This window comes from Agromyces agglutinans (assembly GCF_009647605.1).
GTDB lineage: Bacteria > Actinomycetota > Actinomycetes > Actinomycetales > Microbacteriaceae > Agromyces > Agromyces agglutinans.
On the sequence record NZ_WJIF01000005.1, the window covers coordinates 1 to 23,890 of the forward strand.

19 protein-coding genes are annotated in these 23,890 nt (G+C 72.9%); 7 read left to right on the plus strand and 12 right to left on the minus strand.

The genetic code is table 11. The features are described 5' to 3' along the window. Positions 1-13 precede the first annotated feature (13 nt). The 5 genes from GE115_RS09970 to GE115_RS09990 form a co-directional block, all read right to left on the minus strand. A complete protein-coding gene (locus GE115_RS09970) occupies positions 14-2,857 on the minus strand; it encodes a hypothetical protein (protein WP_153684658.1) in 2,844 nt (947 codons plus the stop codon). Between the two features lie 146 nt (positions 2,858-3,003). Further along, a complete protein-coding gene (locus GE115_RS09975) occupies positions 3,004-3,606 on the minus strand; it encodes a hypothetical protein (protein ID WP_153684659.1) in 603 nt (200 codons plus the stop codon). A gap of 156 nt (positions 3,607-3,762) precedes the next feature. Further along, the gene (locus GE115_RS09980; protein ID WP_246190696.1) at positions 3,763-6,408 is read right to left on the minus strand and encodes a fibronectin type III domain-containing protein; all 2,646 of its coding nucleotides are present in this window, start codon (positions 6,406-6,408) and stop codon (positions 3,763-3,765) included. Between the two features lie 198 nt (positions 6,409-6,606). After that, positions 6,607-7,365 carry an SDR family oxidoreductase gene (locus tag GE115_RS09985; protein ID WP_153684660.1) on the minus strand — a complete coding sequence of 253 codons (759 nt, stop codon included), beginning with the start codon at positions 7,363-7,365 and terminating at the stop codon, positions 6,607-6,609. A 42-nt stretch (positions 7,366-7,407) separates the two neighbouring features. Next, a complete protein-coding gene (locus GE115_RS09990; RefSeq protein WP_153684661.1) occupies positions 7,408-8,064 on the minus strand; it encodes a GyrI-like domain-containing protein in 657 nt (218 codons plus the stop codon). A 328-nt stretch (positions 8,065-8,392) separates the two neighbouring features. Between GE115_RS09990 and abc-f the strand changes: the two genes are divergently transcribed. Beyond that, positions 8,393-10,078 carry a ribosomal protection-like ABC-F family protein gene (abc-f, locus tag GE115_RS09995; protein ID WP_153684662.1) on the plus strand — a complete coding sequence of 562 codons (1,686 nt, stop codon included), beginning with the start codon at positions 8,393-8,395 and terminating at the stop codon, positions 10,076-10,078. Here the strand turns inward: abc-f and GE115_RS10000 are convergent. After that, on the minus strand, positions 10,038-11,042 hold the full coding sequence (locus GE115_RS10000; RefSeq protein WP_153684663.1) for an oxygenase MpaB family protein: 1,005 nt from the start codon (positions 11,040-11,042) through the stop codon (positions 10,038-10,040). The two genes, abc-f and GE115_RS10000, sit on opposite strands and share 41 nt — an antisense overlap. A 74-nt stretch (positions 11,043-11,116) precedes the next feature. Between GE115_RS10000 and GE115_RS10005 the strand changes: the two genes are divergently transcribed. Further along, the gene (locus GE115_RS10005) at positions 11,117-11,821 is read left to right on the plus strand and encodes an endonuclease/exonuclease/phosphatase family protein (protein ID WP_153684664.1); all 705 of its coding nucleotides are present in this window, start codon (positions 11,117-11,119) and stop codon (positions 11,819-11,821) included. Between the two features lie 47 nt (positions 11,822-11,868). Here the strand turns inward: GE115_RS10005 and GE115_RS10010 are convergent, their stop codons facing one another. From GE115_RS10010 to GE115_RS10020, 3 genes are all read right to left on the minus strand, one after another. Further along, positions 11,869-14,013 (minus strand): catalase, encoded by a 2,145-nt coding sequence (locus GE115_RS10010; protein ID WP_312855062.1) that lies wholly within the window; start codon positions 14,011-14,013, stop codon positions 11,869-11,871. 163 nt (positions 14,014-14,176) lie between these two features. Then, positions 14,177-14,620: a hypothetical protein gene (locus GE115_RS10015; RefSeq protein WP_153684666.1), complete on the minus strand. Its 444-nt coding sequence runs from the start codon at positions 14,618-14,620 to the stop codon at positions 14,177-14,179. 36 nt (positions 14,621-14,656) lie between these two features. Next, entirely contained in the window at positions 14,657-15,133 is a 477-nt protein-coding gene (locus GE115_RS10020; RefSeq protein WP_312855063.1) for a GNAT family N-acetyltransferase, read from the minus strand. A gap of 126 nt (positions 15,134-15,259) precedes the next feature. On the opposite strand from GE115_RS10020, the gene GE115_RS10025 reads away from it, so the two are divergent. The 4 genes from GE115_RS10025 (at position 15,260) to GE115_RS10040 (ending at position 18,250) form a co-directional block, all read left to right on the plus strand. After that, complete coding sequence (locus GE115_RS10025; RefSeq protein WP_153684668.1) at positions 15,260-15,970, plus strand: DUF2306 domain-containing protein; 711 nt, start codon at positions 15,260-15,262, stop codon at positions 15,968-15,970. Positions 15,971-15,974: 4 nt separating this feature from the next. Beyond that, positions 15,975-17,093, plus strand: coding sequence for a sensor histidine kinase (locus tag GE115_RS10030; protein ID WP_153684669.1), 1,119 nt, complete (start codon positions 15,975-15,977; stop codon positions 17,091-17,093). Between the two features lies 1 nt (position 17,094). After that, positions 17,095-17,757 carry a response regulator gene (locus tag GE115_RS10035; RefSeq protein ID WP_153684670.1) on the plus strand — a complete coding sequence of 221 codons (663 nt, stop codon included), beginning with the start codon at positions 17,095-17,097 and terminating at the stop codon, positions 17,755-17,757. 61 nt (positions 17,758-17,818) lie between these two features. Further along, positions 17,819-18,250, plus strand: coding sequence for a hypothetical protein (locus GE115_RS10040; protein ID WP_153684671.1), 432 nt, complete (start codon positions 17,819-17,821; stop codon positions 18,248-18,250). Here GE115_RS10040 and GE115_RS10045 read toward each other — a convergent pair. The 3 genes from GE115_RS10045 to GE115_RS10055 form a co-directional block, all read right to left on the minus strand. Then, positions 18,235-19,332 carry an epoxide hydrolase family protein gene (locus GE115_RS10045; RefSeq protein WP_153684672.1) on the minus strand — a complete coding sequence of 366 codons (1,098 nt, stop codon included), beginning with the start codon at positions 19,330-19,332 and terminating at the stop codon, positions 18,235-18,237. The two genes, GE115_RS10040 and GE115_RS10045, sit on opposite strands and share 16 nt — an antisense overlap. A 117-nt stretch (positions 19,333-19,449) precedes the next feature. Further along, the gene (locus GE115_RS10050) at positions 19,450-20,676 is read right to left on the minus strand and encodes an AI-2E family transporter (protein ID WP_153684673.1); all 1,227 of its coding nucleotides are present in this window, start codon (positions 20,674-20,676) and stop codon (positions 19,450-19,452) included. Positions 20,677-20,727: 51 nt separating this feature from the next. Beyond that, positions 20,728-23,328 carry a lamin tail domain-containing protein gene (locus GE115_RS10055; protein WP_153684674.1) on the minus strand — a complete coding sequence of 867 codons (2,601 nt, stop codon included), beginning with the start codon at positions 23,326-23,328 and terminating at the stop codon, positions 20,728-20,730. A gap of 165 nt (positions 23,329-23,493) precedes the next feature. On the opposite strand from GE115_RS10055, the gene GE115_RS10060 reads away from it, so the two are divergent. After that, the gene (locus GE115_RS10060; protein WP_153684675.1) at positions 23,494-23,889 is read left to right on the plus strand and encodes a nuclear transport factor 2 family protein; all 396 of its coding nucleotides are present in this window, start codon (positions 23,494-23,496) and stop codon (positions 23,887-23,889) included. Position 23,890 lies beyond the last annotated feature (1 nt).

Sequence of the window (23,890 nt, forward strand, 5' to 3'; positions counted from 1 at the left end):
CGCCCGCAGCCGGTCAGCCGACCGGCTGCGGCTGCGCCGGCGGCGGCTCGGGCGTCGGCTCGGCCGCGTCGGCCGCCGGGGCCTCGCGCAGCGCGTCGACCAGTTCCGCACGCGCGCGCCGGTACTGCTCGGTCGGCAGGTAGTCGTTGTGCTGGGCGACCTGCCAGAGGTAGCTGACCGGCGACCGCTCGCTCGCGCCACGGTCGACGGGGTTGTCGGCCGAGTTGTAGCCGAACGCCGGGAAGCCGAGGTAGTCAGTGCGGCGCCAGAGGCTGCGCCAGCGGATGGGCGTCACCGGCTCGCCGTCGATGCCGAGCACGCGCGCGACGGTCACGTCGGTCGCGTCGGCGTCGAACGGGTTCGGGCGCCCCCGTCGCGGCTTGGGCGGGAACACCTCGGGCCACTCGCGGCGCACCTGCCGCCGCCACGGGTCGGCCTGCCACAGCGAGGGTCCCTCGCAACCCGGCACGCCGAGCACCTGCGGGCCGAGCACCGACGGGAAGAACCGGCTGAAGAACCCGCGCAGCTGCGTGCCGTAGGTGAGCATCGCGACGTCCTCGACCCGGCAGCGCGCCCGGCCGTCGCGGCCCACGTCGCGGGTCGCGACATCCGCCTCGTTCGACAGCGCGAGCACGGTGGCGGCGGCGAGCACCGAGCCCATCGAGTGGGCCGCGAGGATCACGCCTCGTGGGCCGTCGCGCGTGTCGCGCAGCCAGGTGCAGGTGCGTGCGGCGAGTTCGGGTACCGCGCGTTCGCCGTAGCAGGGCGGCGCGAACGGATGCCCAGCCCGCGGGAAGAAGCACACGATGTCCCAGAACAGCGCGAGCGGCCGCTCGGCGCTCGAGGCCGCGCGGGCGGCGACGGCGGCGACCGCCGCGAGCGCGACGACGCCGAGGATCGCCGCCGACGCCGATCGGATGCCGACGCGCACCGCGTCGGGCGCGAGCGAGCGGAACCAGTCGAAGAGGTCGGACGAGACGAGGGGCAGGAACCCGATCGCCGTGAGCAGCGCGACCAGGCCGATCAGCGCCTCCCCGCGGTGCACGAGGGTGGCCGAGCGCCGCGCGGCGACGATACGGCGGGCGTGGCCCGTGAGCTGCTCACGGTCCTCCCGTCCGGGGTAGCGCGGGTCGGGCAGGGGTGCGCCGAGCAGGTTGCGGTCGGTCTCGCCGCCGCGCACCGGCGGCAGCGTGAGCCGCGGCGAGCGGCTGAGGGCGGCGATGGCGGATGCCCCGGCCGCCAGCGCGACCGTCAGCGCGAGCACGGCGAGCACCACGCTGAAGCGCTCGTACGCGTCGGGCGCGTCGAGCACCTCGGTGCCGGGCACGGGCGGCGTGCGCCAGATGTCCTCGGTCGTACCGGCCGAGGTGGGCGTGCTGAGCCACGCGCTCACACCGATCACGAGCAGGCTGGAGATCACCATCGAGGTGAGCAGGCCGAGCAGCATGCCGACGGCCGGCCCTTGTCCCGACCAGCCGACGGTGCGGAGGTCCTGGCGCCGGGTCCAGACGACGGCGAAGTACGCCGCGACGCACGCGACGCCGCCGGCGATGAGCCACGGCACGTGGGCCGGCGCGCGCCCGTCGGCGCCGTCGGGCGCGAGTTCGGCGATCGCGAGGAGCACGAGCGCCCCGGCGAGCAGCGGGTACGAGATCCATCGCGACACCCCGCGCACCCACCCGGCTCCCGAGTACGCGATGCCGAGCGCGACCACGATGAGCACCATCGGCGTCGTGATGAGCCCCGCGAACACGGGCGAATCGGCCGCCGCCTCATCCGCGCGGCTCGAAGTGGTGATGAGCGCGGCCGCGACGTAGGCGACGTACGAGGTCGCGGCGACCGCCAGCACGATGCGCGCGGCGATCGTGGCGGCGAGGTCGCGGCTTCGGTCCTTCGGGCTCGTGGCCAGCAGTACCCCCACCGCCGACGAGACGACCACGACGGCGCCGATGACGACGGCCGCGATGGCCCAGGGGCTCGCGACCGCGAATCCCGCGAGCGTCGTGGCCACCGGGGCGGACTCGAGCGACGAGTCGGACGCGCTGTGGCTGAGCGCGGCGTCCCAGCCGAGCAGCATGAGCACGAGCCCGATCGCCCCCGCGAAGTGCAACTGCTCGCTGGTGGAGGTGATGCGGGCCATCGACCAGAAGCCGACCGTCGCGAGCAGCGGGCGGCGCTGCGGCTTGCCCTCGAGGAAGTTCCGCGAGAAGTCGGCGACGTTCGCCTCGTACCGCACGCGGCCCGACCGCGACACGAGGTAGATCACGAGCATCGCGGCGATCGGCACGACGCTGAACAGCGCGGCTCGAGCGCCGCGGTCGAGGTCGCCGAGGCCCGAGAGCCACTCGGGCAGCGCGGCGCACATGCGCCCGCCGCGGAAGCACTGCACGCCGATCAGGTCGACCGCGACCGACATGAACGCGGTGACGTAGATGAGGGTGAGCACGAGCGCGAACACGCGCAGGATCGCGGCCCCCCGGCCGGCGTCCCAGCTCGCCGCATCGGCTCGCTCGGGAACCGGGATGCGACGGGTCCAGTACGCGATGTTGCAGAGGCCGAAGGGCAGGATGAACAACCACCCGAGGTGCACGAACACGCGGCTGATCACCGCGAGCGCGCCACCGCCCGCGCGGGCCTGGCTGCCCCACGAGTACGCCTCCCTGGCGGCGATGCCGTCGCCGGGCGCGTCGTCCTTCCGGCTCCAGAACGAGCCGAGGTCGTCGCCGGTGCGGCGGGTGATCTCGTCGCGCTCGGCCTCGAGCATCACCTCGGGCGGCGCGTTCGCGATGCCGTGGATGCGGATCTCGAGGACGCGCGGCTCATCGGTGTCGATCGGCGCCGCTGCGGTGTCGGCCATGGTGCACCCCGTTCGAGGAGGCGGAGAAGATGCGGGATTCGGGTGCATCCTGCTCTCCCGCCCGCCGACGCGGATCAGGGGCGGCCCTGAACGCGCCGCACCGTTCGGCGCGATCCGCGGCGCAGGCCGACGCCGGCCGCGCAGGCTCAGCCCACGATGGCGAGCCCGACGCAGCCGAGGCCCGCGACGAGGTCGAGCCCCATGCACCAGAGCGCCAGCGAGCGGTTCACGACGATGTCGCGGCGGTAGTGCACGAGGTCCCACACCGCGTGCGAGGCGAGCGCCAGGCCGCCCACGATGAGGCCGACTCTCGGCTCGAGCAGCAGGGCGAGCACGGCGACGCCGAAGTAGCCGACCGCGGCGAGCGCCTGCGGCACCGTGACGACCGGCCGGCGCACGAGGCCGATCACGGCGAAGACGAGGCATCCGGCGGCCAGCACGAGCCAGCGCTGCAGGTCGACCAGTTCGGCCAGCACCACGAGGACGCCGGCGAGGCCTCCCCACAGCCAGGCCATCCAGCGGATGCCGGTCGCCGCGGCGGCGAGGTAGCCGAGCACGGCGATGCCCACGGCCGTCATCGGCAACTCGGCCGCCACCCCGCCGGCGCCGCTCGCGAAGAGCGCGGCCGCGCCGCTGAGCAGGCCGATGGCGAGCACGACCACGATGAACGCGGCGGACGACCGACGGGGAACGCCGGTCGCGGCCGGTCCCGTCGTCGTGGTCATCGGCGTGGTCGCGGTCCTGGTCATCATTCGAGACATATCAATACCCCCTATTGGTATAGGCGGCAATATAGCGAGTCGTCCGTGACGCGACAAGACCCATCCGGCTGATGACCGGCACCGCCCCGAACGCCGAACGCCCGGCCCCTCGCGGGGCCGGGCGTCGGTCTCGGAGCGGCCGGATCAGCCGAGCGTGAAGGCGAGCTCCGTGGTGTTGCCGGCGACGTCGTGGACGACGAGGGTGTTGGCCCCCGCGACCGCGCCGAACACGCCGGGCCCGACGAAGTTCACGTCGGACCACGCGTTGTTCGACAGGTCCTTCACCACGCCGTTGATCTCGACCTTGTCGACCTTGCCCGCGTCGTACAGCTTGAAGCTGACCCGGCTGTAGACGTCACCGCTGCGGGCCGTGAACGAGGCGCCGTCCTTGACGGTGACCTTGGGCGCCGTGGCGTCGATCGTGACCGAGAACGTGCTCGTCTTGGAGAGGTTGCCCGCGAGGTCCTGCGCGTTGTACTTCACCGTGTACTCGCCCGAGGGCAGGGCGACGGTCGCCGTGTGCGAGCCGGCCGCGACGCCGTCGGCCACCTTCGACTGCGTGCTCTTGACGAGCTTGCCGCCCTGGTAGATGTTCGCCACGATGCGCTGGAGGCCGCGGTCGTCCGTGGCATCCACCTGCACCGACAGCTCGCGGAACGGACCCGCGGCCGCCGGCGACACGAGGGAGACCTCGGGGCGCGTCGTGTCGGGCGCCTCGGCGGGCGGCTCGACGCCGGCCTCGGTGACCCACTTCACGCCGTCGTCGTACTTGGTGACGGTGAACTCGTCGTACACCGCGCCGACCGGCAGGTCGGTCGTGGCAGCCGCGGTCTTCTCGGCGAGGTACGAGCGATAGTGCAGCTGGTCGTCTGAGACGTCGATGACCTGGTAGGTCGTGACGCCCGCGCCGCGCAGCACCTGCGTCGCGCCGTTGTTGGTCCAGACGTTCTTCTCATCGGTCTCGAGCTCGTAGTGCTTCGCACCCGAGTTGGAGACGATGTAGACCGGGCCGTCGGTGATGCCGGCGGTCTCGGTGACGTCCTCGTTGTTGTAGCCGCGCGCGTACGTGTGGTCGTGGCCCATCATCACGAGGTCGATGTCGTGCTTCTGGAACACGGGCACCCAGTACTGGCGCAGGGTCGGCTCGTTGCGGCCGGCCGAGGTCGAATACACCGGCTGGTGGAAGGTCACGACGTTCCACTTCGACGGGCTCTCGGTGAGCACGTGGTCGAGCCATTCGGCCTGGAACTGGGTCCACAGCGCCGAGATCTTCGTCGAAGGGCACTCGGTTCCCGCGCACGCCGGCAGGTTGTCGGGCGTGAGGAACGTGGTGTCGCGCGTCGCGTTGATCGTGATGAAGCGCACGCCCTGGTAGTCGGTGAAGTACACCGTCTCGGTCGCGAACTGCGTCCAGTGCTCGAAGTACGCGGCGTACTGCTTCGCCACGTCGGTGTCGCCGACGGCGAGGTCGGCGAGGGCGCCGATGGTCTCCGTGGTCGGGTTGTTGTGCGGGTACTCGAAGTTCGCCTTCCACGACTTCAGGAACTTGTCGCCCGAGTACTCGTGGTTGCCCGGCGCGGCCATGACGTTCGTCGTCGCCGCCGACGTCTCCATGCCCTTGAACCAGTTGATCCACTGGGTCTCGTTGCTGGCGGTGTCGATGAGGTCGCCGGCGTGCACCGAACCGATCGAGTCGGGGGCGGATGCCTCGGCCATCGACACGACCTTCGGCCACGTCGAGTCCAGGCCGATCTGCGCATCGCCGTAGTACACGAACTGGAACTCGTCATCGTTCGGGTCGGCGGTCGTGAACTCGCGCCACTCGCTCCACGCGCCCTCGAGGCCCACGCGGTAGGCGTAGGCGGTCGCGGCGGTGAGGCCGTCGACCGTCGTCGAGTAGTGCTGCAGCGGGTTGCCGTTCACAGTGCCCGCCGCGTACGCGTCGACCGTGCGCACGTCGCCGCCCGCGGCCGGACGGATCTGCACCTGGCCGGAGGTGTGCGACTCGTCGCCCGCGAGCCACGAGAACGACTGGCTCGTCTCGGGGGTCTCGGTCGGGGTCAGGATGACGCGCGACGGCGGCGTGGTGACGACCTCGCCCGGGTCGGTCGCCTCGACGAGCCGGATCGACGGGACGTCGAGGTAGATGTCGCTCGAGGTCTCGCGGTCCTGATAGAGCGCGACGGCCACGGTGTTCACGCCGTCGACCAGCACGTCGCCGTCGACCTGGAACGACTCGGCGGCGGGGTCGGATGCCCCGGACCCGGCGTACTGCAGGTTCGTGTCCTCGGTGACGCGGTCGTCGGCGAAGCCCGCGACCTTCTCGCCGTTGATCCACACGACGGCACCGTCGTCGTAGACGAGGTCGCCGACGACCTCGCCGACCTCGGCCGCGACACCGGGCTCGAGCGTGAAGCTCGTGCGGAAGAAGAACGTCGGCACGTTCGGTGCGGCCTGCCCGTCGAGGTACTGGTTCAGCAGCGTCTCGGGCATCCGGGGGCCGACCGGGGCGAGCAGGCCGCGCTTGGCGCCGAAGCTGCCGGCCGCCTGCTTCCAGGCGGAGTCGTCGTAGCCCGTGGTGGTCCAGACGCGCACGTTCGCGTCGCCCTTGGCGGGGTCGCTCCCGTCGTCGAGGTAGCGCCAGGTGGTGTCACCGTCGACCACGGGCGCCGTGGGCACCTCGGTCGCGGCGGTCGCGGGCAGCGGCAGCGCGATCGCGCCGGCGATCAGGCCCGTGAGCGCGGCACCGACGGCGACGCCGCGGCCCCATCGTCTGTCTGTCTTGGTCATGTTCTCCCTCTCGAGACACGGTCGGAACGCACGCCGGCGCACGCCCGAAGATCGTGCGCGCAGGAGTGGATTCGCACACATCCAACCGACCGGGCATGGCCGCGAGGTGACGGGCCATCCGCCGGCAGGTGAACCCGAGGGGGACGAGGGTCCCTCGACTCGCGCAGGGTCTCGATACGCGTGCTCCTTCGTCGCGCGCTACTCGACCGACGACGCGGATGCCGCGCGCAGCCACTCGTCGAACGTCTGCCGTCCGAGCGTCGCTCCCGGGCCCGGCAGTGCCGCGCCCTGCCGCATCTCGGCCATGCCCGTGATCGGCAGCGAGACGGGCACGACCGGTCCGCGCGACCCCCGGGCGCGCACGAGCCGGCGGATCAGGTCGGCGAGCTGCTCCTCGCGAGGCCCGGCGAGGTCGGCGGACCGGCCCGCCGCCGGCGCCTCGGCGAGCGCGACGAGCCGTTCGGCGACCTCTCGTGCGGCCACGGGTTGCGTTCGCATCCGCGGAGCGAGCTGCATGCCGGCGATACGCAGCCGCCCGGCCATCTGCCCGGCGAACTCGTGGAACTGGGTCGCCCGCAGGATCGTCCACGGCACCCCGGCCTGTTCGACCACGCGCTCCTGCGCGAGCTTCGCCTGGTAGTACGCGTACGGGATGGCGTCGATCCCGACGATCGAGAGCAGCACGTGGTGCCCGACGCCGGCCTCCCGCTCGGCCTCGAGCAGCGCCCGCGAGGTCGTCGTGAAGAACCGCTCGGCGGTCTTGCGGTCGATCGACGCGATGTTCAGCGTGTCGATGACGGCGTCGACGCCGACCAGCGCCTCGGCGAGGCCCGAGCCGGCCGTCACGTCGACGCCCGTCGACCTCGCCAGCACCACGACGTCGTGCCCGCACTCCCGGGCGACCTCGACGACCCGGCTTCCGACGGTTCCGGTGCCTCCGGCGACGGCGATCCTCATGTGCTGCTCCTCTGCGTCGGGGCCCGATCGTATCGTGCGCGTTCAGACCGCCCGCACGGGCTGGCGCAGGATGGTCTTCAGCTTCTCGGGCGCGGTGCGCCTCGGGTCGCCGAGGTAGATCTCGTGGTGGTCGCCGTTGAAGGTCAGCCCGTGCCGGGGCATCCACTCGTCGTGCAGCCGGGCGAGGGTCGGGCCCTCGTCGTCGTACGGGCCGACGTGCAGGATCTGCGCGCTCCGCCCCTCGTGCAGGTGCAGCAGCCGCACGAGGTCGAGCGCGGGCGGGGCATCCGATCGCTCCTTCGCCGACTTCGCGCGCACCTGCGCGATCGCCGCGTCGACGGATGCCCCGTCGATCCAGTCGGGCTGCGCGATGAGCATCGTCCAGTCCCAGGCGTCCTTCTCGCGCGTGACGAAGGTCTCGGGATCGTCGGCGCGCCAGAGCCCCTCGAGCGGTCCGACGACGAAGTCGCGGCCCGACTCGCGCTTGCTCGCGAACTTCACCGTGTACGCGACGGGGTAGAGCGCCTCGACGGCCTCGCGGTAGGCGGGCACCGTGTTCGGGTCGCCGTGGCCGTCGACGGCGAGGTACCGCATCGGCGGCACGTCGACGATCGCGAAGTCCTCGGCCGCCCGAGCGGACGCCGCGTACAGGTCGGGATACGCGCGCTTGAGGTCGAACTTCTCGCCGGTTCCGCTCATGCTCGGAACCCTACGCCGCACGCGGTCTGGAAGTGACCGGTAGGTCTGTGCTACGTTCTTCCGCCTATGGGTACTCTGCTTTTCCAGTAGTGGCGTCCGTGTCGAGCCCAGCTCCACGACGACGTTCCAGCGCCCGCTGAGGCGCCTCCACCACTGATCCGCGTCGCCACGCGACGCACGACCCTCACCCGTCGAAGGCCGCGACCACCGCCGCAGTCGGCGATCGCGGCGCGCACGCGCCGCACGCCGCGCCGCACGCCGACCGCTCCGCACCGCGCAGCACGCCGGCGCATGCAGCCGCCTTCGACGGGTCGGAAACGAGGCATCCATGACCCGATCCGCACTCTCCGCACGACTCTCGCTGCGCGCCGCGACCAAGCGGTTCGCCGACCGCGTCGTGCTCGACCGCGTCGACCTCGCCACGCGACCCGGCGAGCACGTCGGCGTGATCGGCGACAACGGCTCCGGCAAGTCGACCCTGTTGCGCCTGCTCGCCGGCGCGATCGAGCCCGACGCCGGCGAGGTCTCGATCTTCGCGCCCGGCGGACTCGCGCTGCTCGAGCAGGTGGTCGAGCTGCCCGAGTCCGGTCCTCGACCGCCGACCGTGCACGACGCGATCGACGCCTGCTCGCGCGACCTGCGCGCGCTCGAGCGCGACCTCCGTGCCGCGGAGGCGGCGCTCGCGGGACCCGGTGGCGACGGCCTCGAGGGCGCTGCCCTCGACGAGGGGCTCCGGCGCTACGCCGGGCTGCTCGACCGGTACGAGGCCCGCGACGGGTACGGGGCATCCGCCCGGCTCGACGCGGCGCTCGAGGTGCTGGGCGTCGGCGGCATCGATCGCGACCGGCCGTGGTCGACGCTCTCGGGCGGCGAGCGCAGCCGCGTCGCGCTCGCGGCGACCGTCGCCGCGAACGCCGAGGTGCTGCTGCTCGACGAGCCGACGAACGACCTCGACGACGACGCCTGGGACTGGCTGGTCGCCGCGCTCCGCGCCCATCGCGGCACGGTCGTCGCGGTCACCCACGACCGCGCGTTCCTCGACGCGTTCACCGACGTCGTCTGGGAGGTCGATCGCGGCCGGGTCGCCCGGCACGGCGACGGGTACCGGGGGTTCCTGCGTGCGAAGGCCGCCGAGCGCGAGCGCCAGCGGCTCGCGCACGAGGCCTGGACCGAGGAGCTCTCGCGGCACCGCGCGCTCGTGGCGGCGAATGCGTTCCGGCTCGACGCGATCCCGCGCAAGGCCGAGAAGGCGGGTTTCGGGCACGGCGCCTTCCGCCTGCGCGGGCGCGACCACGGCGCGATGGGTCGCATCCGCAACGCGAAGGAGCGCGTCGCACGCCTCCTCGACGAGCCGGTCGCGCCGCCGCCCGAGCCGCTCCGGTTCTCCGCGACGCTCGCGCGCGCCGCGGCCGATCCGGCGAACGAGACGGCGATGGATGCCCCGGCCCCGCCGCTCCTCGAACTCGTCGGCGCGCGCGTCGCGGGCGTCGAGGTCGGCGACCTGCGGCTCGAGGCCGGCGACCGCGTGCTTGTCACGGGCCCCAACGGTGTCGGCAAGACCTCGCTGCTGCGGGCGATCGAGGGCACGGCGCCGCTCGAGGCCGGCTCGGTGCATGTCGGCGGCCGCGTCGGGCACCTGCGCCAGCAGACCTCGCCCGCCGGTGCGGCGACCACCGCGCTCGAGGCGTTCGCGGCCGGCATCCGCGACGACCTCGGCACGGCGCGCGACCGGCTGCTGCGGCTCGGGCTGTTCCGCGGCCCCGAGCTCGGGGTCCCGGTGGCCGCCCTGTCGTACGGCCAGCGCCGGCGGCTCGAACTGGCCCTGCTCGTGAGCCGCCCGCACGACGTGCTGCTGCTCGACGAGCCGACCAACCACCTCTCCCCCGACCTCGTCGACGACCTCGAGCACGCCCTCGAGTCCTTCGACGGCGCCGTCGTACTCGTCACGCACGACCGCCGCATGCGCGAGCGGTTCAGCGGCCGGCGCGTGCGGATGGAGCGGGCGGCCGCCTGAACAGGCCCCGCGGACGCGCGGACCACCGCGCGTCCGCGGGTTCCGCGGGTGCGGCACGGCCGCCGGCGGCGAGCCGCGCGATCCTCGCCCTCGCGTTGCGCTCGCTGGGCGACACCCGACCGAGTACGAGCGTCCCGGCGACGAGCAGCACCCGGGTCGCCGTGATCGCGGGCCACCACGGGCGCCGCAGGCCGAGCAGCTCGCGCACCCCGGCCGGGAGCGACGCGACCGCGCCGGCGAACAGGATCGGGTAGAGCCGGCCGGTGAGCCCCGGCAGGCCGGGCCGCCGCAGGAACCGCAGCGCCGTGCGCACGCGGTCGTCGACCTTCGCCTCGGCGAGGAACGCCGCCAGCTCGGCGTGCAGCTGCGCCGCGGTGGTGGGCGGGTCGTCGACACCCATGAGCCGGCCGGCCTGCGCCCACTCGCTCACGTACGCGTCGGGTCCGCCGGGGATGCGTCCGCCCCAGATCTCGTGCGCACCCAGGAACGCCTCGGTGAACGCGTCGTGCACCCAGCGCAGCAGGTGCTGGTCGTTCGCGGCGTAGGGGCGCTGTGCGCCCGAGGCATCCGTATAGGTGCCGGTGACGCGTTCGTGCAGTCGCGAGACGCGGGCGGATGCCCCGGCCGCCTGCCTGCGGTCGCCGAACGTGGTCGTCGCGACCCAGCGGATCGTGCCGTCGAGGCGGCCGAGCGGGTCCTCGTGGTAGGTCGACCACTCGGCGACCCCGGCCATCGCGCCGGGGTGCAGCGTCTGCAGCAGCAGGGCGCGGATGCCCGCCACGAGCGTCGGCAGCGCGCCGTTCACCGCCCAGACCGCACTCCCGGGGCCGAACCAGCCGGCGTCGTCCCCCTCGGCGAGCGCGCGCGTCCAGGCGGGCTGCTCGTCGCGGCTCAGCCGCGAGCGGCCGCGCACCCGCCACCGCCCGGTCTCCCGGGGCGAGGCATCCGCCGGTGAACGCGTCATATTCGACGGTCACATACGGTGAACTCCAAGGCAACCCATCCCACCCCGCCGCGTCGGAGTCCTAGGCTGAAGCAATGCTGGTCATCAGCTACAACCTGCGCAAGCACCGCGCGATCGCCGAACTCGCGGAGCTCGACGAGCGCTACTCACCCGACGTGATCTGCGTGCAGGAGTGCGAGACGTCGGGGCTCGCCGAAGACGTCGGCCGGCTGCGGCTGGCGCACTCGACCACCGGCAACCGGCTCGGGCTCGCGATCTACTACCGGCCCGACCGGCTGCTGCCGCGATCGATCCGCGCGTTCGCGCTCAAGAAGTCGCTGCACGACCGCCTCCTGCGGCCGGCGCACGAGCGGCTGCTGGGTGCTCGCCTGATCGACCTCGAGCACCAGCGCGACGTCATCGTCGCGTCGTTCCACGCGGCGCCGCTGACCGCGCTGAACTCGCTGCGCCGGCACCAGATCCGCTCGGCGCTCGGCGAGCTGCAGCTGCTCGGGCCGGGACTCCCGACCCTCATGGTCGGCGACTACAACTACCCGATCTTCAAAGACAATCTGGCCGAGAAGGTGCGCGAGGCCGGGTACGAGCTGACGCTCAGCGACGCGCGCACGTACACGCGATACAAGTTCTTCCGGGGGCACTTCGACCTCGCGACCTCGGCCGGCCTCGAGATCCGCCGCGTCGAGACGCTGCCGCGGGGGTCGAGCGACCACCTGCCGATCCTCGTGCACGCCGAGTACGCCGACCGGCCCGTCGCCGAGGACATCGACGTCGTGATCTGACGGGCGGATGCCTCGCCGGCCGGCCGCAGCGCCGTCGGCGGGCCTGATCAGGCCGACACCGCGGCCAGTCGATCCCAGACCCGGTGCGTCGGCAGCAGGTCGAGCACGCCTGCGGTCACCGCCGCGGGATCGCCGGTCACGATGCCGGGTGCGGCCGGGTCGAGGCCGAGCACGTCGAGCGCCGACGCCGCCGCGGTCACGACGCCGATCGCCTTGCCGTGTCGGAACGCCTCGCCCAACAGCTCCACGGCGCGCCGGTCGGTGGATGCCGCGAGCACGACCACCCCGTCGAGCTCGACGCTCGTCGCCGTGTGGAAGCTGCGCTGCACGGGCACCGGCCCGAGCATCCCTCCGTGCGGCGCGATCACGACCGGTAGCGCGCCGGCGCCGTGGATCGCGGTGCGCACCGCCATGAGCACCGCGGCATCCGTCGACTCGTCAGCGACCACGCCGACCATGCGGCCGTCGATCGGCCAGGCGTCGCCGACCATGCGCAGCGCCGGGCTGGGTTCGGGGTCGCCGACCTCCACCTCGGGCTCGGGAACCGGCAGGCCGAGGGAGCCTGCGACGATCGCGCACAGCTCGGCGTCGATCGCGGCGAGCGCGCGCAGCTGGCGCTCCTTGATCGCCTGCTCGTAGCATTTGCCGAGCTCGAACGCGTAGGCGTCGGCGACGTGCTGCTGCTCGATCGGCGTGAGCGACCGGTAGAACAGCCGCACCTGCGTGAAGTGGTCGTCGAAGCTCGCGGGCTGCGAGCGCTCCTTCACCGACTCGGCCACCGGTGCCGGCACCTCGATGAACGCGCCCTCGTCGGCACCCGCGTGGAAGGGGCATCCGCCGTCGAGGGAGTTCGGCTTGTACGGGGCGACGCCCGCGTGCACGGCGGTCTGGTGCATGCCGTCGCGCAGCATGTCGTTGACGTCGGCGTGCGTGCGGTTGATCGGCAGCTGGGCGAAGTTCGGCCCGCCGAGCCGGGTGATCTGCGTGTCGATGTACGAGAACAGGCGGCCCTGCAGCAGCGGGTCGTTGGTGACGTCGATGCCGGGCACGAGGTGGCCGGGGTGGAACGCGACCTGCTCGGTCTCGGCGAAGAAGTTCGACGGGTTCGCGTCGAGCGTCATCGTGCCGATCTCCTGCAGCGGGCACAGCTCCTCGGGCACGATCTTCGTCGGGTCGAGCAGGTCGATGCCCTCGAACGTCTCCTCGGGGGTGTCGGGCATCACCTGCAGCGCGAGCGTCCACTGCGGGTGGGCGCCCGCCTCGATCGCGTCGGCGAGGTCGCGGCGATGGAAGTCGGGGTCCTTGCCCGACAGCAACTGCGCCTCCTCCCACGTGAGCCCGTGGGTGCCGAGCTTCGGCCGCCAGTGGAACTTCACGAGCGACGTCTCACCGGCCTCGTTCACGAGCCGGAACGTGTGGACGCCGAATCCCTGCATCATGCGATACGAGCGCGGGATGCCTCGATCCGACATGTTCCACATCGTGTGGTGCTGCGCCTCGGTGTGCAGCGAGACGAAGTCCCAGAAGGTGTCGTGCGCCGACTGCGCCTGCGGGATCTCGCGGTCGGGGTGGGGCTTGCCGGCGTGGATGATGTCGGGGAACTTGATCGCGTCCTGGATGAAGAACACCGGGATGTTGTTGCCGACGAGGTCGTACACGCCCTCCCGCGTGTAGAACTTCGTCGCGAAGCCGCGGGTGTCGCGCACGGTGTCGGCAGAGCCGCGCGAACCCAGCACGGTCGAGAACCGCACGAACACGCGCGTGCGCGTGCCCGCACGGAGGAAGGCCGCCTTCGTGACGCCCTCGGCGGCGCCGTTCGCCTCGAACACGCCGTGCGCGGCCGCACCGCGCGCGTGCACGACCCGCTCCGGGATGCGCTCGTGGTCGAAGTGCGTGATCTTCTCGCGCAGGTGGTGGTCCTGCAGCAGCACCGGACCCCGCGGGCCGGCCTTCAGCGAGTGGTCGGTGTCGGCGAGCCGCGTGCCGTTGGCGGTCGTGAGGTACGCGCCCTGCTGGGCGACGGCCGACTGCGGCGCACCGGTCTCCGCGCCGGTCGGCGTGCGCGTCTCGGGTCCCGACTGGTCGGGCTTGGGCGGCAGCGGCTCGCGAGGCTCGGTCGGTTCCTCGAGGCTCGGCGGCTCAGCGGCCGGCGCCCCCGGGATGCGGATCTCGTCGTCACGTGCGTCGGCCACGGTCGTCCTCCGTTCGTCGACCGCCGGCCGCCTCGCCGGCGGTGGCGGTCCTGGCAGGCTAGGTCGGCGTTCCCGATGCCGGCACCGGCTTGACAGGTCGGAGTGCATCCGCGCATGATGCGCGTCGGTGGGCGTTCGGGCCCTACGTGCAACCCGGTGCCGGTCAGCGACCGAGGAGCGCGTTCAGCCAACCCTGGCCGGCCACGATCACGGCGGGAGCCAGTCGGGCCCGCAGCCCTCGATCGGCGGTGACGACGATGGCAGCGGGCCCGGAGTCGGTGCCGGCGAGCTCGTTCGCGACCTGCGCGATCGTCGAGTCGCCGTCGGCGGGCGCGAGCACCACCTCGATGCCTACGGGTGTCGCGGCGGCCTTGGCCCGGCCCTCGAGCACGGCGACGACGCGCTGGATGCGCATCGGCCGGTCGTGCGCGCCGTCGTCCGGCGCGGTGACGACGCGGCCGACGAGCTCGGGCATGCCCGAAAGCAGCCGCTCGGCCGCACCGGCGCGATCCTTCCACCACCCGTCGGGGCGGGATCCCATCACGTTGGCGACATCCACGACGACGTGCGCCGGAGCCGGCGCCGGGTCCTCGGCCGACCCGTCCATGACGTCCTCGATTCCTCGGCCGTGCCTGCCGCGGCGTCAGCCGGCCGGCAGCTCGAGCTTCATGAAGACGCTGTGCGGGTCGAGCCGGTACGCGCCGAAGGGGCCCGTGGGCTCGAACCCGTACTTCGCGTAGAGCGCGCGAGCGGGGGCGAAGAACTCCTGCGGCCCGGTCTCGAGGCTCACCCGGCGGTAGCCGCGGCGGCGCGACTCGGCGAGCACGTGCTCGAGCAGCCGGGCGCCGAGCCCACGGCCTCGCACCGAGGCATCCGTCCGCATCGACTTGAGCTCACCGTGCTCGGGATCGAGTTCGCGCAGGGCCACGCAGCCGACGACCTCGCCGGCGTCGGCGATCGTCCAGAAGGTCACGTCGGGGGTCTGCAACCCCGAGACGTCGAGGGCGTGCACGCTCTCGGCGGGGGAGGTCGCGAAGCAGTCCTCGAGGTGGTCGTTGAGCAGGCGCAGCACCCGCTCGTCGTCGAGGTCGCCGGTGCGGATGTCGATCGTCGCAGTCACCCGACCATTCTCCCCCCGGCCGGCGATGCCGCACGACCGATCGCCCGGCGCCATCGGCCGATCGGCCGAGGCGGAACGAGCCCGCAGGCCGATGCGGCATCCGCTCGCCCGTCGAAGGATCGACGCATGACCGACGCAACCCTCGCCGCCCTCGCGCCGCGCCGCCGCGTACCCGAGTGGATCGTGCCCGCCTCACTGATCCTGCTGAGCCTCGTGCCGATGACCGCGGGCGCGTTCCGCATCGCCGAACTGGGTTCGGGCCCGGTCATCACCGAGGAGAACGCGCGCTTCGTGCACTCCCCGATCCCGGTGATCGTGCACATCGTGGGCTCGAGCGTCTTCCTGGTGCTCGGGGCGCTGCAGTTCGCTCCGTCGCTGCGACGCCACCGCTGGCACCGCTTCGCCGGCCGCATCGCCGCACCGGCCGGTCTCGCGTCGGCGCTGTCGGCGATCTGGATGACGCTCGCGTACGTGATCCCGCCGCCGGCGGGGCCGGCGCTCGCGTGGATGCGGCTCATCCTCGGCACGGCGATGGCGGCGGGCATCGTCGTCGCGTTCTTCGCGATCCGCCGCGGCGACGTCGCGACGCACCGGGCGTGGATGATCCGCGCCTACGCGATCGGCATCGCCGCGGGCACGCAGGTGTTCACGTTCCTGCCGTACACGCTGTTCCTCGGCCGGCCCGACACGGCCATGCACTCGGTGCTCATGGCCGCCGGCTGGGCGATCAACCTCGCCGTCGCCGAGGTGGTCATCCGGCGCGGCCGGCGGCGCGGGTCGCAGCGGCGCGCCCCGTCGAAGAGCCCGACGGCCGCCGTGGGCGCGCCTCTACGATGAGGGCATGACGAGCCCCGTGCGCGCGTGGTGGGCGGCGCCCGCGGCCTCGCCGCCGCCCCCGCGGCGGGTGTGGCGCGACTGGGTGCTCGTCGCGATCGTGCCGGCGGTCGCGCTGCTCGAGGCGTCACTGCGAACGGATGTCGCGTGGCGATGGCTGTGGGCGGGCGTGCTCATCGCCCTCGTGCCCACGCTGCTGTGGCGTCGCGCGCACCCGCTCGCGATGCTCGCGATCGCGTTCGCGGCCGGCACGCTGATGAGCCTCGTGCTGGGCGCCGAGCCCGAACTCGGCTCGACGGCGTACTTCCTGATCCTCGTGTACGCGGTCATGCGCTGGGGTTCGGGCCGGGCCACCGTCGTCGGCGGCGCGCTGCTCGTCGCCGGAACGCTGGCCTCGTTGCCGTTCGGCGAGGCATCCGGTGCCGATCTGGTCGGCGGCCTCGCGGTGCTCGTGACGACCGCGACGCTCGGGCTCGCGTTCCGATGGCGGGCCGGCGCGAGGGCGCGCGAGGTCGAGCGCATCCGCCTGCTCGAGCGCGAGCAGCTCGCCCGCGACCTGCACGACACGGTCGCGCACCACGTGTCGGCCATCGCAATCCAGGCCCAGGCGGGCACCGCGGTCGCCCCGGTCGATCCGGATGCCGCGGCGCGCGCCCTCGTCGCGATCGAGGGCGAGGCGTCGCGCACGCTCGACGAGTTGCGCGCGATGGTGCGGGTGCTGCGCGCCGACGAGCCGTCGCTCATGCCGGTGCCGGGCCTCGACGAGGTGCGGGGGCTGGCCGGCGGCGACCCCGACGTGGTGGTGCGCATCGAGGGCGGAGACGCTCCGCAGTCCCTTCCTCCGGCGATCGGCGCGGCCGTCTTCCGCATCGCGCAGGAGGCCGTGACGAACGCACGCCGCCACGCTCGGAACGCGACCCGGGTCGACGTGCTCCTGCGCATCGACCCCGCCGGCGTGCGACTCGAGGTGCACGACGACGGCACGGGAGCGGCATCCGCGTCGCCCGGGTACGGGCTCAGGGGCATGGCCGAACGCGCCGCGCTGCTCGGCGGCACGTGCACCGCCGGCGCCCGCCCGGGCGGCGGCTGGACGGTCACGGCGGTGCTGCCGCGGACGGGGTGGTGAGATGACGATCCGGGTGCTCGTCGCCGACGACCAGGAGCTCGTGCGGGCGGGGCTCCGCATGATCCTCGATGCCCAGCCCGGCATCGAGGTCGTCGGCGAGGCGGCCGACGGCGCCGAGGCGGTGGCGCTCGCGCGGAGCCTGCGCCCCGACGTGTGCCTGCTCGACATCCGCATGCCCGTGATGGACGGGCTGGAGGCGACGCGCCGGCTCGCGGGACCCGACGTCCCCGACCCGCTCGCGGTCGTCGTGATCACGACCTTCGACCTCGACGAGTACGTGTACGGCGCGCTGCGCGCGGGCGCCCGCGGGTTCCTGATGAAGAACGCCGGCCCGACGCTGCTCGCCGAGGCGGTGCACGCGGCCGCGCGCGGCGACGCCCTCATCGACCCGAACGTGACCGTGCGGCTCATCGAGGCGTTCGCCGGAGCGGGTCGCACCGCACCGGCTCCCCCGGCCGTGCCGCTCACCGAGCGCGAGCAGGAGGTGCTGGCCGCCGTCGCCCGCGGCCTCGGCAACGGCGAGATCGGGCAACAGCTGCACATCTCGCTCAGCACCGTGAAGACGCACCTCGCGAGCCTCATGGCCAAGATCGGCGCGCGCAACCGGGTCGAGCTCGCGATCTGGGCGCACGAACGCGGCTTGGGCGGTCCGCCGTCGCGGTAGGCGCCGAGCGTTCACGCGTGCGGGCTCGCCGCGACGGATGCCTCGCTGACAGGATGTGCGCATGACGTCTCCCCAGCAGCCGCCCGCACCAGTCACGCCCGCGTCCGCGCCTCCGCCCGGGTACGCCCCGCCGGCGTACGCGCAGCCCGGGCCGCCCGCCGCGGGTGGCATCCCGCAGCCCGCCCGTCGGTCGCCGCTCGCGATCGTCTCGCTCTGCGCCGGCATCGTGACGAGTGCGATCGGCATGCTGATGGTGCTCGCCTACCCGGCGATCCTGACGGGCGACGGCTATGCGTCGTTCTGGATCGTGCAGCTCGCGCAGACCGTCGTGACCGTCGTCTTCGCCCTCATCGCCACCGTGTGCGGCATCATCGCGCTCGTGCGCCGAGAGCCCGCCCGGGCCCTCGCGGGCGCCGGTACCGCCCTCGGCGCGGCCGCGCTCGCGAGCGTCGTGGTGAGCCTCCTGCAGTACGCGGTCTACGACCTGCTCTGAGCCTTCACGCCGGCCTCGACCGCGGCCCGCACGCCCGCCTCGAATGCGGCAGGGTCCTCCCAGGCGCCGAAGTGGCCGCCCGTCGGCCGTTCGGTCCACTCGACGAGGTTGAAGAACCGCTCGCCGAACTCGCGCGGTGCCGTCACGAGGTCCTTCGGGAAGATCGTCACGACGGTCGGGGTCGCGATCGACTCGCCGACCGGCTCACCCTCGTCGGCGTACGACGCGAACGACGTGCCGATGCTGGACGTGACCCACGACAACGTGAGCCAGGTCAGCAGATCTTCACGCGGGAACACCGTCTCGACGTCGCCGTCGCTGTCGCTCCAATCCCGCAGCTTCTCGACGATCCAGGCCGCGAGGCCCGCGGGCGAGTCGCCCAGCCCGACGGCCAGCGTGTTCGGTCGCGTGCTCTGCTCGAGCGCGTAGGCGCCGTCGGTGAACTGCCACTGCTCGCCCGCTTCGAGGTATCGGCGTTCGGGGTCGGAGAGCGACGACCGGTCGACGGTGAACAGGTGGGTGTACGGCACGTCGGTGAGGTGGAGGGCAGCGACCCGGTCGGGGTGCCGATGCGCGATGAGCTCGGCCAGAGAACTGCCGATGTCGCCGCCTGACACGACGTACCGGTCGTAGCCGAGTTCGGCCATCGCCGCGATGACCAGGTCGGCCATCTCCGGCACGCCCGCGCCGGCGGTGCCCGCGGCGTATGGGAACCCGGGCAGGCACGGCACGACCACGTTGAGGTCCCCCAGGCGCGGCAGCACGCGGTCGTACCTGAGGAAGGAGTCGGGCCACCCGTGCAGCAGCACGACCGCCGGCGCATCCTCGGCTGCTCGCTGGTGGATCGAACGCAACGGACGCTCGCCACCCGTGACCGCCCAGGGCAGGGCCAGCAGGCGCTGCTCGTGCGTGCGCCAGTCGTATCGCTCGGCCCAGTCGTCGACGAGGTCGCGCAGGTACGCCTGGTCGACCCCGAGGTTGCGCCCCTCGATCTCGACCGACGGCACCCACCGCGTGCGCCTCAACCGCTCGCGCAGGTCGTCGAGCACGGACTGGTCCACGGGATCGGGCGTGTGCGACATGGCGCCATGGTCTCCGAATCGACGGATCGCCGGTACCCCTTGACGGTCGCCGGCTGTTCACCCGAGGCGGCCGATCACTCCATCCGCGCGACACCGACGCCGCTCACGCGAGCGACGTCACGCGACCGGCGTGCCGCCCGCCGAGTCGGCCGGCACGGCCGCGGGGTCGCGGGTCGCGCCGGATCGCTCGCGCCGGCGCCGGCCGATGCGCTTGCGCGCGTCGAGCGAGGGGTCGGGATGCTCCCAGACCTTGATGATCGCCCAGCCGACGGCGGTGATCGGCACGGCGAGCACGGCTCCGATGATGCCGCCGAGGATGGTGCCGGCGGTCAGGGCGACCAGGATGACGAGCGGATGCAGCTTCAGCGACTGCGCCATCACGACGGGCTGGAGCAGGTCGCCCTCGAGCTGGTTCACGGCGATGACGATCGCGATGACGATGAGCGCGACGATCGGGCCGTTCGCGACGAGGGCGACGAGCGCGGCGAGGATGCCCGCGACGGTCGCGCCGACGAGCGGGATGAACGCGCCCAGGAACACGATGACGGCGAGCGGCAGCGCGAGCGGCACTTGCAGGACCGCGAGGCCGATGCCGATGGCCGCGGCGTCGACGAACGCGATGATCGCCGTGCCGCGGATGTACCCGCCCAGCACCTTCACGCTGGTCTCGCCGATGCGGCGGCCGCGGGCGAGCCGTTCGCCGTCGAAGGGCCGGAGGAAGAACGCCCAGATGCGGTCGCCGTCCTTCAGCAGGAAGAAGCCGACCACGACGACGAGCAGCGCGCCGGTGACCACCTCGGCGGCCGCCGAGATCCCGGCGATCGCACCCGATGAAAATTGGGCGCTCGTGACGAAGTCGACGACCCAGTCGCGGGCCTGGTCGATCTGCTCCTGGTCGATCGGGAACGGCAGCGTCTGCACCCATTCGACCAGATCGTCGAACCCCTCGCTCGCCGACTCGACGAGCGCGCCCCACTGGTTGCGCACCGCGAACACGATGAGGGTGATGACGCCGCCGAAGACGATGAGGCTGCCGAGCAGCGTCACCCACGTCGCGAGCATCGGCGACCAGCCGTGGCGGCGCAGCCACATGACGAGGGGTGCCGCGGCGGCCGCGAGGATGATCGCGATGAGCACCGGGATGACCACGAGCTTGACCTGCACGAGGCCCCAGATCGCGAGGCCCGCGAGCGCGAGCACCATCAGGATCTGCAGGCTGCGGGTGGCCCATCGACCGAGCCGATCGTTCCAGATCGACCCGAGCGCGGAGCCGGGTGGGCCCGATTCCGCGCCCGGATCGGTCGTCGCGACGACGTCGGGCTGCTTGCTGCGCGTGAACCACATGCCTCGACGCTAGGTCGGCGCGCCGCCGAGGGGCATCCCCTTGACGCTGCGTCAGTTCGCGGATGCCTCCCGCCGGCGCCGCCCGATGATCGCGAGCGCCGCGCCGCCGAGCACCGCGAGCACGGCCAGCGGGATGATCGCGACGAGCGCGTCGTCGACGCCGGTGTCGGCGAGGCCGGCGGCGCCGGTCGTGCCGGTGCCGGTCGTCGAGCCGTTCCCGCCCGAGCCGCTTCCACCCGTGCCGGGGCCGCCCGCACCAGGACCGCCCGCACCCGGGCCGGCCCCCTCGACGGCGCCGACGACCGTGCCCGCGCGGAGCGCCGCGGGCCGCTCGCCGTCGGCGAACCAGAACACCGGTCGGCTGAGCTCGGCCTCGACGGCCTCGGCGCCGACGGTCGCCGCGCGCACGAACGGCACGATCGGAGCCTCGTCGGCGGCGGGCGCCGCCACGGGCGTACCCAGCGACGCCGGAGCGGTGGCGAAGCCTTCAGTGTTGAGGTCGGGCATGCCGGCCGGACGCTCGAACAGCACGACCTCGGGCTCGCCGCCGGTGAACGCGATCTGCGCCGCGCGACCCTCGCAGCCGTTGTCGCAGACGGCCCACAGGCGATCGAACGCGGTGTCGTAGTCGAGCGCCATCACGCCGCCGAGGCCCGGGTCGATCTCGGCGACCTGGTCGATCGAGCCGTCGGTGCCGAGCGCGTAGGCGTAGACGTGGCCGTTGTCCTCGAGGGCCACGAAGAACAGGCCGTCGCCGTGGCCGGGATAGTCGGCGGGGTCGTACGGCGCGTCGGTCGTCGCGTCGAGGAGCCGGCCGGCCAGCACGTCGTCGGACACCCACTCGACCGCCTCGATGCCGGTGTTGGCGGCCACGTCGGGCAGCGACGAGGTGAGGTCCCACTCCTGGTCGGCGACCACGTCGGGGCCGGGCGCGTCGGCGTCGACCGCGAGCACGACGTTCCGGTTCACGCCCTTGTCGGAGTTGTCGCGCTCCGAGGCCAGGTACACGTTTCCGTCGCCGTCGACCGTGATGCCCTCGCTGTCGGGGCCGTCGGCCTCGGGGTCGTCGGCGTCCTTCTGGAACCTCGCGCGCTTGCCGTCGGCGAAGGTCGCGCTGCCGTCGGCGCCGATCTCGAGCTTCCAGAACGTGCCGGTGCCGTTGTCGACCGCCCAGAGGAACGCGCCCTCTGCGGTCTCCTGGACGTCGAGGCCCGACGAGTCCTCGAGGAACATGGGCTCCTCATCGATGACCGTCACGTCGGGCGAGCCGGGCCAGGCCGCGGCCTCGGGGTCGGTCGGGTCGACCGGGCCGGTGCCGCACGCGTTCGCGGCGCCCTTGGTCGAGGCGGATGCATCGCCGAACGCGCCGGTGCCGTCGGGGCAACGGGCGTAGGTCACGGCCGCGTGCGGCCCCCACGTGTGCTCGGCGATGGTGACGCCGCTCGCGTTGCGGATCGTCGCCGTGTCGCCGTCGCCGAGGCCGAAGTCGAAGTGCGTGTTCTGGTCGAACACGAAGAACGCGCCCGGTGCGAGCGTGGTGCCCGACTCGACGGGCGTCACGTCGGCTGCGTGGCCGATCGGGTCGCCGTCCATGAGCGTCCACCCGGAGAGGTCGACGGGCGTCGTGCCCGTGTTGACGACCTCGACCCAGTCGGTCGCGTCGCCGTTCGACTCGACCTCGTTGATCGCGACCGACGGCAGCACGCAGTCGTTCGCGGCGCCCTTGGTGATGCGGGCGAGGCTCCACGGCCCGGTGGCGTCGGGGCAGCGCGCCCAGCTGGCTGCGGCCTCGCTGCCGTCGACGGCCGGATGCGCCGCCCACGAGTACTCGTCGAGCTTCGTGCCGCCGGCGTCGTAGAGCCGGATCGCGTCGGCGCCGCCGATGCCGATCGGGTCGCCGAACTCCAGCGCCCCGCCGTCGATGCCGACGCCGAGCGTGCTCGCCTCGACGACGAGCAGCTCGCCCGCGCCGATCGTGGTGCCCGCCGCGAAGAACCACCGGTGGTCGTCGGAGTTGTCACGCAGCTCGTAGCCCGACAGGGCGAGGGCCTCGTCACCGGGGTTGACGAGCTCGATCCAGTCGGCGGGTCCCGAGTCGATCTCGTTCAGCCGCACGCTGCCGGGCGTCGCGGGCTCCTCGACCGGGTCGCACGTGTTGGGCGTGCCGAGGGTCACCGCGGTCGCGTGGGCCCACGCGCCGCCGTCGGCGCAGCGCGACCAGTCGGAGGTCGGCGAGTCCGCCGCGTACGCGTACTCGTCGACGACCGCGTCGGCGGGGTCGAGCAGGAACACCGCGTCGCCCTTGCCGAGGCCGAACGGGAAGGTGAGCGGGCCGGACTCGGCCTTCGTCAGGACGAGGAAGCCGCCCGGTGCGATCGCCGTTCCTTCGGGGAGGACGGCGGTGCCCTTCGTCGAGGCGTCGCGCTTGTCGTCCTGCAGCTTCCAGCCCGAGACATCCACCGATTCGGATGACGCGTTGTAGAGCTCGATCGCGTCTTCGGGGGTGCCGTCGTACCAGATCTCGTTGACGACGACGCTGCCGTCGGCGGCGGTTGCGGCGATCGGCGACGCCGCGATCGCGAGACCGGGCGCGGCGACGGCGAGCGCCGCGAGCATCGCGGCGGCGCGTCGGGAGGGGCGGGTGAAGGGCATGCGGGCGCTCCAGTCGGGTGGGTCAGCGGGGGCCGCTGGCCACTCGACCGCGCGCGGATGTCGCGGAGTCGGCGCGATGGTGAACACCGGGTGTCCGTCGGCTGACCGGATGGGTTCGTCCGCCGAATCGTTGTGCCCGGCCGCAGACCGGAGCATCCTGAACCCATGAGCGATCGCGAGGACTTCCTGGTGTGGGTGGAAAGCGAGTTCGTGCGGGCCGAGCGCGCGATGTTCGACGGCGACGACGGTCCGCGCCGCGCGATCTGGGCGCGCACCGAGCCCGTCAGCGTGCTCGGCGCCTGGCGCAACGCCGCGAGCCGGGCCGAACTGGTCGAGGCGTTCGAGGTGCTCGCGTCGAGCTTCTCGGACTGCACCGACTACTCGTTCGACCTGATCTCGTTCGACGTGGCCGGCGACATGGCGTACACCGTCGGCTACGAGCGCGTATCGGCGTCGATCGACGGCGAGCCGCGCACGATCACGCTGCGCGCGACCCAGGTGTACCGTCGCGAGGCCGACGGCTGGCGGGTCGTGCACCGCCACGCCGACACGGTCGGGTAGC